The organism is Shouchella oshimensis, assembly GCF_002019765.1.
Taxonomy (GTDB): Bacteria; Bacillota; Bacilli; order Bacillales; family Bacillaceae_D; genus Shouchella; species Shouchella oshimensis.
The window spans coordinates 321,026-333,064 of record NZ_KV917380.1 but is presented as its reverse complement, the minus strand read 5'-3'; the positions used below and the strand labels follow the sequence as shown (position 1 = coordinate 333,064).

Sequence of the window (12,039 nt, the reverse complement as noted above, 5' to 3'; positions counted from 1 at the left end):
CGCTGTCTTAAAACTTGCTTTGGTAAGCTGTAAGCTCCCATGCATGAACACTTGTGCGGAAATCATCCCACTCGCCACGTTTTAGCTCAATGTACTCACCAAACGCATGCTCACCAAATGTTTCCCGCCCAATTGAACCTGCTTCAAAACGATCAATAGCGGATTCAAGGCTTGTTGGTAGATTCTCAATTCCCCGCTCGCTAATTTCTGCCTCTGTCATGTTGAAAATATCTGCGTCAACAGAAGCAGGGCATTCTTTTTCATTTTCCACGCCATCTAAACCAGCTGCAGCTACAACAGCAAACGCAAGATACGGATTTGCAGATGGATCTGGACAGCGAATTTCTACTCGTGTTCCCGCTCCTCTTGTCGCCGGGATACGCACTAGCGCTGACCGGTTAGAAGCAGACCAAGCGATATAACAAGGCGCTTCGTAGCCAGGAACAAGACGTTTGTACGAGTTAACAAGTGGATTTGTTACCGCAACAAAGTCTTTTACGTTATCAAGCAATCCAGCAATAAAGTGATACGCTGTTTTGGATAGTGCAATTTTGTCGTCTTCGTTATAGAAGCTGTTCTCTTGCTTCTCGATATCAAATAGAGACATGTTCACGTGCATGCCATTTCCATTTTCCCCACCAAGTGGTTTAGGCATAAACGTTGCATGTAAACCGAACTGCTTTGCTACAGTTTTTACGACCCATTTATAGGTTGTCGCTGCATCGGCAGAGCCAAGAGCGTCAGAATATTTAAAATTAATTTCATGCTGTCCAATCGCTACTTCGTGGTGAGACGCTTCAATTGTGAAGCCCATCATACGTAGAGCTTTATAAATGGCTAAACGAACTTTCTCCCCATCATCTTTAGGTGACGGTTCAAAATAACCACCGACATCCTGTGTGCGAAGCGTTGGTTGACCAAATTCATCTGTATCAAATAAGAAAAACTCTAGCTCAGGCCCGACACTGATTGAATATCCTTTGTCTGCTGCACGCTTAACCGTCTTCTTTAAAATGTTACGAGGATCTCCATCAAAGTCAGAGCCATCAGGCTTTTTTACGCTACACAAAAATCTCGCCTCTGAATAGCCTTCTTCCTCTGTCCAAGGTAACACAGCAAATGTTGATAAATCAGGGTTTAAATAAAGATCTGACTGATTGATTGGTGTGAAACCCGTAATAGAAGAACCATCAAACATGGTTTCTCCGTTTACAGCTTGGTCCAACTGATCCGCTGTAATGGTTACATGCTTTAGCATACCTTCAATATCAACGAATTGCATATGAAGTAGCTCCACATTCTTCTTTTCAATTGTCTCCCGAATCGTCTCTAACAAACTTTCTCTCGTAGGCGCTTGAGTTGCCATCTCGAAACACTCCCCTAGATTAGTAGATGTTATGCTCATCTTTTTCTTACTACTACTCTATGACGGATATGACATGCGCGCAATCGTTTTGTAAGATAATCTGACACACTATTCGCTCTGTTAAGGTAAAGGATCGCTATTTAAAAAATTTATTCAATGCCCGTCATTAACGTTTTATTTATTTCATAGCTCGTGAACCTATGAATAAAGCCGAACGTTTCAAAAGTAAAAAATGCGGAAGCTTGCCTCGGAGATACGGGTAAGCCGTCGCCCCTCTTTCCGCGGGCGTCACCGCATTTTTTGCTTCAAGTTAAACCAAACAATGAAGAAAGAAAGAAATATTAATAATCATTCGTTCAAATCAGTTTTATGACTACTTATAAAGTTGACTCCTTTGCATTCAAAAAACGCTATAAGCCATTGGATTTTCAAAAAATCACCCGAGCTTATAGCGCTTTTTTCAAATATTAAACTTGATCTACTGGCTCTAACGGTTCTTTCGGCTTACGTACAAGCGCCATAATGCCCGCAATTAAATAAAGGATTAAAGGAATTGCTGGAAGAATTAACGCGATTAATAAGAAGCTCGTCGCTCCATAAAAAATTGCCGATCCTAAGAACAAAATACTGGCAACGATGGGCTTTTTCTTCACCATCACAACCGCTACGATACCAGCGATTGCTGGGATAAGAGATCCTGCCGTTAACAATCCGAAGTTCACCATTTCAAGCATTTCAATCGCTGCATTGGCTTCCTCTTCAGTTAGCGGCTCAGTGCCAGACTCCACAAACTCACTATTTTCATCTGTCATTTCAAATAGAAATTCCTCAAATAATCCCTGATCAGCTCCAACAGCTAGCGCACCCAAAAACAATGTACCTAGAAAAAATAAAACGATCCCTATAATACCAAGAACTCTTTCACCTGTTCGTTTAATCACTGTCATCTCTCCTTTTTCGATCCCCATGCTTATGTATGATATAAATTATGCTTTTATGATCGTATCATAATTCTCTATTGCTATACAGAAAAAACCTGCCGAAAAGAGACAGGTTTTTTTCATACTGTTAAGACGAGCGCTTTGCCCATTGGCGCTTTTGACCGCCTTTTGGCTGATCGCTTCTGCTACGCTTCTGGTTAAAAGCGTTACGACGATCTTTGCTACGTCCATCACGACGACGGTTTCCACCGTTTCCGCCATTTCCACCACGGCCATCATGACGCTTTTTCGAACGAAGTGGTGCTTCACTTGTTAGTGCAACAGGCGTTTCATTCGGCTCTTTTGTTAAAAGCTTCAATGCTGCTGATAAGGCAGTAACTGCGTCTGTTTCTTGTAATATTTCTTTTGCTTCCACACGGTAATGGTCCTGATCGCCTTCCATTGTTAACTCACGAAGCTGGTTGAGTACAAGTTGTTTCTGTCCAGCTAACGCTTCATCATACGTAGGTTTCGGACGTGCCGTCATACGCTTTTTGGAAACTTTTTCAATTAATTTTACGTGGTCACGCTCTGGCTTCGTTGAAAGAGTAATCGCAATACCTGATCTTCCAGCACGACCTGTACGTCCAATTCTGTGTACGTAACTCTCAGGATCCTGTGGTAAATCAAAGTTAAATACGTGGGTTACACCGCTAATATCTAATCCACGGGCAGCCACATCTGTTGCAACTAAGATGTCAATTAAGCCACTCTTAAATTTACGCAAGACGCTGTTACGCTTCGCTTGATTTAAATCACCATGTAAGCCCTCTGCACGGTAGCCACGCTTGATAAGTGCTTCTGAAAGCTCATCTACACGACGCTTCGTACGACCAAAAACGATTGAAAGTTCAGGTGTTTCTAAGTCAAGTAAACGACAGAACACATCAAACTTCTCACGCTCATGCACTTCAACATATTGCTGAGCAATGTTTTCCATTGTTACTTCTTTTGCTTTAACCGCAATACGTTTCGGGTTTTTCATAAATTTGCTTGCTAGTGACTCCATACGGCGAGGCATTGTCGCTGAAAACAAAAGCGTTTGTCTTGTATCTTGTGGCGTTTCCGCTAAGATTGTTTCAATATCTTCAATGAAGCCCATGTTTAGCATTTCGTCTGCTTCGTCAAGCACAACCGTCTCAATCGTTTGCAAACGAACCGTACCTCTGCGCATATGGTCCATTAAACGACCAGGCGTTGCAACAATGACATGCGGCTTTGCTTTTAATGCGCGAATTTGCTTCCCAAAGTCTTCTCCACCGTATACAACAACGGTACGAACCCCTTTTTCACGTCCAAACTGACGAATCGACTGCTCTACTTGATTCGCAAGTTCACGAGTAGGTGCTAGCACAAGCCCTTGTAAAACTGGTTGCGATGCATCAATACGATCCACCATTGGAATACCGAATGCGCCTGTCTTTCCTGTTCCGGTTTGCGCTTGCCCGATGACATCCTCACCGTCTTTTACAAGTTCTATTGTTTGCTGTTGGATAGGCGTAGGCTCTGTAAAGCCCATATTTGTGATGGCTTGAACAACACGTGTGTCCAGACCAAATTGATCAAACTGTGTCAAGTGTTAAAAACTCCTCATTTTTTTATATTTAAGCGCCTTACACGCATCGAAAAGGCTGTCTTGATGCAAAAAGCCAGTGAAGTCGGCTCGCTTTGAACATCGAGACAGCCTTAAAGCTCTCTTGATTGCTTAAAATCTACAACTATACATCATAGGCGCTCATCTGTACTCAAGCAAATATCTTACCATACTATTGAAGGTTCCGCAATAGCCGCTTTCCTTCTAATAATCAACTTTTACCGTTTGCGTGACTGATGTTTCCCTCGTACCATCGGTCCCTACACTTAGTTTAACCAATTGAAAAAAAATAATAACACGGTTTTACAGCACAAGCGTAACAGCCACCACTTAACGGTTCATAAAAAAGCATGTGCAACGATAGCGCATGCTTTATCATTTCTTATGAACTAGGGGCTTCCTCCCCATTTAAAAAGGCTCTGAATGTCTCTGGCGGCTGGTTTCCAACAACGCGACGTACTTCTTCACCATTTTCAAATGCAATTAATGTAGGTGTTGATTGAATGTTATACGCTGCTGAATCATATTCCAGCACGTTGTATTGGTCAACTGTTATGTCTTCGTCTCCTGCAACATCCATTAAGACTGGTGTTGCTTCTTTACAATAGCTACATACAGGAGAAAAGAAATAAACAATGGCATCTTCCCCATTTGCAAGTTTTTCTTCTAAATCATCTGGCATAATAATATTTTGATAGTTTGGATCATCAAGCTGATCAATCGTTGCTGAATCCAAATCGTCTGTGTCGTACTGGGTATTATTTTCAAGCTGCTGACTTTGCCCCATATTTTGGATGACAATCAAAATAATAAAGACGGCCACAACAGCGCCACCAATCCAAAGTAATTTCTTCACGCAACTTCCTCCTTACGTTTTTTAATCGTGTATAAACTTGTACTAAAAATAAGAATAAATGCGGTTCCTGCAAGAAATGGAATCGTAATAAAACCTAACCAGTTTATATATTCTCCTGAACAAGAGACAAGACCACAACCAAGCACATCGTCTTCATTTACCGGAAGTTTCTGAATGGCGTAATGGTAAATCGAAATGACCATACCGATTCCAGATAAAATAGCTGAATAGATGGCAACCCCTGTATCTTTACGAATAATGCCGACACCAATCAGAAGAACAAGTGGATACATAAAAATTCGCTGGTACCAACATAGCGCACAAGGCTCGAACCCTTTAATTTCAGAAAAATAAAGCGATCCAAGTGTTGCGACGAACGATACAAGCCATGCAAACAAAAGACTGTTTTCAATCTTCTTACTCACAAACATTCCGCCTCCCACGAACCAAACTTTCGTACAATTGTACTCCAATTAAAGCCACTATAACATGTCAAAATCCCGAACATTGAATTAGAATTCACTTTCCTCTACTGTTTTTCTTCTGTTTCATGTCTAAAATTAGTCAGACTGGTCAATTGTAATAAGAGAAAAAACTTTGGAGGCTCGAATATGAGTGAAATGAAACAACCATTAACATCCATTTGGCAACTTTCTTCTCATGATAAACCTTACCCCCATTTGGATTACAATATTGAAGTCGATATTGCGATTGTCGGTGGTGGCATAACCGGTTTAACCTCAGCTTATTTACTTGCTGAGGCCGGAAAGCAAGTGGCGGTTCTTGACGCCACCTCGTTCGGACGAGGTACTACGGGTCATAGCACAGCCAAATTAACTGTTCAACACGACTTCATTTACGACGAACTTCTTTCACATGTAGGAAAAGAAAAAGCACAGCAATACTACCAATCTCAAAACGACGCACTTGCATACGTTCGTAAGCTTGTGAAAGACAAGCAACTAGAGTGTGGATTCTCAGATGAAGACACGTATCTTTATGCAACTACACACCATGGCGAGCATCGGTTGAAACGTGAGAAAAAGGCATATGAACAGTTGGACATTCCACACGAATGGGTGACTGAATTACCAATCAATCTTACCATACGCGCTGCTTTAAAAATACCAAATCAAGCTCAATTTCACCCACTCGCTTACGTGTCCTTCCTATGCGATGAGCTGAACAAAAAAGGGGCCCAACTGTTTGAACACACCGTTTGTCAAAAAGTGACCCATGACAACGGTTCCGTTATCATACACACAAAAGATGGTCATACGGTAACCGCCAAAAAAGTCATTGCAGCTACACATTTCCCGTTTATTGATGGTGGCGGGCTTTATATGACACGATTGAAAGCGGATCGCTCATACGTGGTAGCCGGCACCACAAACGAACCATGGGCCGGTGGCATGTACTTAAGTGCAGAACAGCCGAAACGATCCCTTCGTAGCGTAGAATTGCATGGAAAAACCTACATTTTAGTAGGCGGTGATCATCATAAAGCAGGTCAAGGAATGGATGCCCGAAATCATTACGACGCTTTGCGCACCTTTGCAGATGAGCAATTTAGCCATTTCACAGCCGAGCAGGAGTGGTCTGCACAGGATTTAACGACTCTAGATAATATTCCATACATTGGTCAACTTTCCTCCTTGCAAAAGAATGTATTTGTCGCAACAGGTTATCGAAAATGGGGGATGACAGGTGGCATATGCGCAGCACAAGTACTCACTGATTTAATTGTCGATGGAAACAGCCTATATTCAGACTTATACAAACCAATGCGCTTCCATTCCGATCCAAGCATTAAGCACTTTCTGACTGAAAACGCAGATGTTGCCAAACACTTAATCCAAGGGAAAGTACAAAATGATTACGAAAACATCGCTGAATTAGAAAACGGCCAAGGGGCAGTCGTTAAACACGACGGCAAACGAGCTGGAGCGTTTAAAGATGAGCGAGGTGATCTTCACCTAGTCGATACAACGTGTACTCATATGGGATGTGAATGCAACTGGAATCATGCCGACCTTACATGGGATTGCCCATGCCACGGCTCCCGCTTTTCCTATAAAGGAGAGGTTATTGAAGGCCCCGCAAAGGAACCACTTAAAAAACTAGATTAAGCTGTGTTGCCAGTGGCACACAGTTTTTTCTTTTTTGCTTTTATTTACAATCTAAGTAGGGTATGGAAAACTACGACAAAAAATGGAGGTGCTCTCTATGGCCATTGGCGCTATCATACTGTCATTCTTATATTGGATTTGGCTGTTCGCACTTGCAATTACCGTTATTGCAGTAGGTGTTTATGTTGGCATGCAGACCCATTACCGAAAAGTTAAAAAGATCGAAGCACAAGAGCGTCACACATCACTTTTGCGTTCCGAAGGGGGAGAAAATTGAAAGCAAAAAACCCTTGATGCATTGAGACAGCTTTAATGAATATTCTCGAAGATAACCGAATGGGGATAAATTGAATAAAGAAACCTCATCTAGTGCGGTAAGTAGACACTGCGCTGGATTTCTCCAACTAGAAAACTGCGTATGTCTCCATTCAAAACCATTTTAATTGCACCACTTTAAAACCATTTTCGAAACCAGGTACAGTGGAAACGACTGAAAATGTTTGTCTAATGAATTCATAGGAGTGCTCATTTTGGAAACGCATATTTACATGATAAGACATTGTGAATCACCAAAACTAGGTGGTAGTGAAGAAAGAAGAGGCCTAACTCGAAAAGGAACAATGGATGCTAGTAAGTTAACTACATTGTTAAGGAATGAAGATATAGAGGTTTTTATTTCAAGTCCTTATACTCGTGCTCTTCTTTCAATAGAAGAATTAGCTACTGAATCTGGAAAGGAAATACTACTATGCGAAAACTTTAAAGAGTGTACATTTTCAAAAGGGGACAAAGTTGTACCTAATGAGCAAGTTTACCCACTTGTAAAAAAAATGTTCTCGAACCATGAATACGCAATACTAGGCGGCGAAACGTATGATCAGTGTTTAGATAGAGCGATATTTGGATTAGAAAGAGTACTAAGAAACTTTGAAGGAAAAAGAATTGCGATTAGTACTCATGGATTTGTAATGACAATAATGATTCGCAATTTTATTAAACATATCGGTTTTGACTTTCTCATGGAGACTACAAAGCCTGATGTCTTCCTATTGAAATTCGATGGAATGACAGTAACTGAGTTTACTAGAATTTGGCGAGAAGTTTAATGGAGCGGTAACTGTTTTTAAAAAATTATTAAATTTATTATTGGTCTAGTCTCAAATAAACGATTCCAGTTATTGGTTCATGAGGCATGATAGAATAGTTTTATCACAAATGAAAGGTTGGATTAGATGAGAAAGTTCTTGGTTTTATCTTTTGCATGCGGCTTTTTAGTTGCTTGCGGCGGAAATGCGAGTGAAGAAACAAACAGCGACAATGAAGAACGCTCCCATTCTACTGTTCGTGGATCAGAGGAAGAAGAGGTCACAAGCGATTCAAATCAATCAGACTCACAAACAACCACCGAAGATGATGAGAAAGAACCGACAGATGCATCAGATGAAGAGCTTAGTGAGAGTGAATTGGAAGCGCTTCGAATTCTAACAGTTCCGATGGACTCCCCCTATGATGAGGATGGCAACATGAAACACGAGCATACTCAAATTGAGATTGTAGAGGACTATATGGACGATAACGGTCGTATTTATTTTGATTTAGACGAAGATCCGGTACGAAACATTACAAACCCCGAGGACGAGAATATCGTCCAGGTCACCAATTATGCCGATGTTTTTATAAATATAATAGAAGCAGAGGCTTTTCAATTGGATGAGGAATTGCGTGAAGAAGCCTACAAATTCATCATGCTTTCACCACCACAAGAGCTTGAAGGAAAAGATCAATCAGAATACCGAACATGGGAGGAAGCGTCAAACTTAGAGAGAGGCGTCATGCAAATGATTTACCTCACCGCTGCACCTATTCATAACATAGACTATATCGTTCAGGAAGATCTGTATAACCATGATGCCCTCCCCATTCTATTAGAAGAATTTGAAAAGCTTGGCTCTCCGATGGTTCTCTTCCCTGCACCTCAAACGGTGTATGACATGCAATTATTTGAACTTATACAAGACCTGCATCAAATGTGGGGACAATTAGGGCAATTCGAAAACCCAGCCGAGAACAAAGAAGAATTTGAAGAGCTTTACTTTCAAGTTAGACAAGAAACGAACGACTTAATTGTCCGAATGAATTTCTTACTGAGTGAAGAGATGTAAGACAACGAATCACGTATTGTCCCTCGCTTTTTACATTTGCCGAGTTCTCTTTAATTAAAATCTTTGAATAGGGACTTGCTTTCGAAGAGGAATAGATACAAGGTTTCGGGAATGCTATCATGCAATCCTTTAATTGAACAAATAAACCCGATTGAACGGAAACGTCAATCGGGTTTTCTACATTCTAAGTAGCTTTATGGTTGGTTACCTATTCATTGCAAACCGGATAGAGCTCACTAATAAATTCGAAAGCAACGTATATCATCGGCCTTCATCAATTAGTGAATTGACGACCTCCTATTCATGAATAAATTTATACCCATTCTCTTCAAGGTGTTTTTCAATATTTTTTGCGAGCGCACTCTCTTCCCAATTGCCACTTTGTATGATTTCCATTGATTGGTTCTCGTTATTAAGTAACGTTTCAACTTTTGCCAAGATACCTTCAGCCTCTTGAGGTGGAATAACCACAATGCCATCTTCATCCCCTAGTATGATGTCTCCGGGATGTACAACCTGCCCTCCACAAGAAATATCTACATTTACTTCACCGGGGCCATTTTTATAAGGTCCTCTTCCTGTTACACCGGCAGCAAACACAGGGAAATCTTCCTTTTGAAGGTAATCAACATCACGAATACACCCATCAACAACGAATCCGGCAATATTTTTACTTTTTGCAATCGAATACATAATATCTCCACATATACTATGATTCATATCTCTTCCAGCCTCCACTACAATGACATCACCAGGCTGCGCCATAAGGAGTGCTTGGTGAAATAACATATTATCAGCAATGGATGCTTTGACAGTTAAAGCCTGACCTAATAGCCTTTTTTGTTTGCCGAATGGCTTGATATAGGCATTCATGCTATACAACCGTTCCATACAATCAGATACATTTGCTGAAGGATATTCCCTAAAGCGATCCACTAAAGTCGGATTCATATTCTCTCTATTTGTGTAAATTCGCTTCCCTACGCTCATAAACATTCTCCTTTTTAAAGAACACTATAATTTGGTTTTTCATCCCTCAATACAAGAAGCACTTCGTTCACAACGGTAGATCCCATAAGAGCCATTGCTTCATGGGTGTTGGCTCCAATATGAGGTGTAGCAACAAAATTATCCAAGCTTAAAAGCTTGTTCTCACTCGTTGGTGGTTCTTTTACAAAAACATCACTTGCTGCAGCGTAAATATGTTTATGAATTAAAGCGTTATAAAGAGCTTCCTCGTCAACTACTCCACCCCTAGATGTGTTGATAAGAATTGCACTTGGTTTCATTAATTGAAGCTTCGATTCATTTATTAAGTGCTTTGTATTCTCCGTCAATGGAACACTAATCGAAACGAAATCCGCTGAAGTCATCAATAAATCTAAATCAACTTTTTGAATACCTAATTGATCACACTCTTCTCTAGAAATGTATGGATCATAGGCAAGGACTTCCATATTAAATCCTTGTTTTGCAATCGTAGCTGCTATTCTACTAATTTTACCCGCACCCACAATACCAAATGTTTTTTTACTTAATTGATACCCCGTTAGTTCTTTTGGCGCGATTGTTTTATTTTTGTCTTGCTTTCCTCTTTCGAAGCTCAAACTCACATTACGAGCCATATTCATGGCTAACGCAATAATTAATTCACCTACAGATTGAATATTCGCTTGTGGGGTGTATACAACGTTGATGCCATATTCTTTTGCTGCTTTAATATCAATGGAATCGTACCCTACACCATGTTTTCCAATGACTTTTAAGTTTTTTGCTTTAGCAATCATATCCCGAGTGACTTTCTCAGCTCTAATAATAATACCGTCAACAACATCAATCTCATTAACATCCTGTGTAATGGTACAATATTCTTCAAGTGTTTTCATTGCGTTTACGTCAATATGCTCCGTTAAGAGAATTTTAAATGGTTTCACCTGTACACCTCGTCATCTTGATAGCGTTATCATTGTATTAAGTTTATCTAGTAGGTTTATTAATGTAAAATAGGTATTAAGCTTATTAAATAACGATAAATATGTTATAAGGTGGTCTGTTATGAATTTAAATTTTATAGAAACATTTTTAGCAGTTGTTAAAAAGAAGTCATTAAGTGCGGCAGCAAAAGAGCTGCATATCGCACAAACCACCATTAGCCAAAGACTGATGATCGCTGAGACAGAATTAGGATTTAAGTTAATAGAACGAGGAAAAGGGGTTAAAGAGATTAAGCTAACGCCTGCTGGAGAGGAATTCCTGAGATTAGCAGAACAATGGGATCACATTGATAAAGAAATGGATCTATTAAAGAAGCGTGGTCCTAAATCGGTTTTAAGCGTAGGTTCAGTTGATAGCTTCAATACTTTTTTTCTTCCAGAAGTTTATAAGGAGATTAGTACCCTCACATCTTCCTTGTTTTTATCAACGCATACCTTACATTCAAAAGAACTCTACGATGAAATTGAAAACCGTTCCATTGATGTTGGTTTTTCTCTAGCCATTAGAAACAGCCCAAACGTCAATGTAAGTAAATATTTCGAATCACCACTTGTTGTTATAAGCGCGAAGAAATACCTAGGTGGGAAAAGTTTAAATATTAGCGAGCTAGATTCAAAATATGAACTCTATATGCCGTGGGGAGAAGACTATAGAATGTGGCACGAATATTGGTGCGGGGAAATGATTCACCAGCAGTTCAAATTAGATAACATGAACATCCTACTCGGTGTACTGGAAAACTCAAAATATTGGGCGGTTGTTCCTGAATGGATAGCCCATAAGATCGCTATGGAAAGAAAGCTTTATAGCTATCAGTTGGAAAACAATCCGCCACCCTATATTTGTTATCAATTAACTCATAAAAAACCGTTCATCTCTAAAAAACATTCTCTTGAGCTATTTACTTATGTGTCTAAAAAAAACCTTGAAGAAACGAACATTCACAGGTAAAACAAC

Annotated in this window: 12 protein-coding genes; 5 read left to right on the top strand and 7 right to left on the bottom strand. The window is 40.1% G+C overall.

Annotated features, from left to right (window positions below; all coding sequences use genetic code 11):
* Positions 1–7: 7 nt before the first annotated feature.
* From glnA to BK583_RS01545, 5 genes are all read right to left on the bottom strand, one after another.
* Positions 8–1,366, bottom strand: a complete 1,359-nt coding sequence (gene glnA, locus BK583_RS01565) for a type I glutamate--ammonia ligase (protein ID WP_055735478.1) — start codon at positions 1,364–1,366, stop codon at positions 8–10.
* A 467-nt stretch (positions 1,367–1,833) separates the two neighbouring features.
* Positions 1,834–2,307: a DUF4064 domain-containing protein gene (locus BK583_RS01560; protein ID WP_055735479.1), complete on the bottom strand. Its 474-nt coding sequence runs from the start codon at positions 2,305–2,307 to the stop codon at positions 1,834–1,836.
* Positions 2,308–2,434: 127 nt separating this feature from the next.
* Positions 2,435–3,922 (bottom strand): degradosome RNA helicase CshA, encoded by a 1,488-nt coding sequence (gene cshA, locus BK583_RS01555; protein ID WP_139366146.1) that lies wholly within the window; start codon positions 3,920–3,922, stop codon positions 2,435–2,437.
* 400 nt (positions 3,923–4,322) lie between these two features.
* Positions 4,323–4,796 carry a thioredoxin family protein gene (locus BK583_RS01550; RefSeq protein ID WP_038484260.1) on the bottom strand — a complete coding sequence of 158 codons (474 nt, stop codon included), beginning with the start codon at positions 4,794–4,796 and terminating at the stop codon, positions 4,323–4,325.
* Entirely contained in the window at positions 4,793–5,221 is a 429-nt protein-coding gene (locus BK583_RS01545) for a disulfide oxidoreductase (RefSeq protein WP_038486311.1), read from the bottom strand. The genes BK583_RS01550 and BK583_RS01545 overlap by 4 nt, the downstream gene beginning before the upstream one ends.
* 186 nt (positions 5,222–5,407) lie before the next feature.
* Between BK583_RS01545 and BK583_RS01540 the strand changes: the two genes are divergently transcribed.
* From BK583_RS01540 to BK583_RS01525, 4 genes are all read left to right on the top strand, one after another.
* Positions 5,408–6,925: an FAD-dependent oxidoreductase gene (locus tag BK583_RS01540; RefSeq protein ID WP_055735480.1), complete on the top strand. Its 1,518-nt coding sequence runs from the start codon at positions 5,408–5,410 to the stop codon at positions 6,923–6,925.
* Positions 6,926–7,022: 97 nt separating this feature from the next.
* Positions 7,023–7,202, top strand: a complete 180-nt coding sequence (locus tag BK583_RS01535) for a hypothetical protein (RefSeq protein ID WP_055735481.1) — start codon at positions 7,023–7,025, stop codon at positions 7,200–7,202.
* A gap of 253 nt (positions 7,203–7,455) precedes the next feature.
* Positions 7,456–8,031, top strand: coding sequence for a histidine phosphatase family protein (locus BK583_RS01530; protein ID WP_055735482.1), 576 nt, complete (start codon positions 7,456–7,458; stop codon positions 8,029–8,031).
* Between the two features lie 126 nt (positions 8,032–8,157).
* Positions 8,158–9,087 (top strand): hypothetical protein, encoded by a 930-nt coding sequence (locus BK583_RS01525; protein ID WP_055735483.1) that lies wholly within the window; start codon positions 8,158–8,160, stop codon positions 9,085–9,087.
* A gap of 297 nt (positions 9,088–9,384) precedes the next feature.
* Here the strand turns inward: BK583_RS01525 and BK583_RS01520 are convergent, their stop codons facing one another.
* Positions 9,385–10,077 (bottom strand): RraA family protein, encoded by a 693-nt coding sequence (locus BK583_RS01520; protein WP_055735484.1) that lies wholly within the window; start codon positions 10,075–10,077, stop codon positions 9,385–9,387.
* A 14-nt stretch (positions 10,078–10,091) separates the two neighbouring features.
* Positions 10,092–11,021 (bottom strand): hydroxyacid dehydrogenase, encoded by a 930-nt coding sequence (locus BK583_RS01515; RefSeq protein WP_055735485.1) that lies wholly within the window; start codon positions 11,019–11,021, stop codon positions 10,092–10,094.
* Positions 11,022–11,142: 121 nt separating this feature from the next.
* On the opposite strand from BK583_RS01515, the gene BK583_RS01510 reads away from it, so the two are divergent.
* Positions 11,143–12,033, top strand: coding sequence for a LysR family transcriptional regulator (locus BK583_RS01510; RefSeq protein ID WP_055735486.1), 891 nt, complete (start codon positions 11,143–11,145; stop codon positions 12,031–12,033).
* Positions 12,034–12,039: the final 6 nt, after the last annotated feature.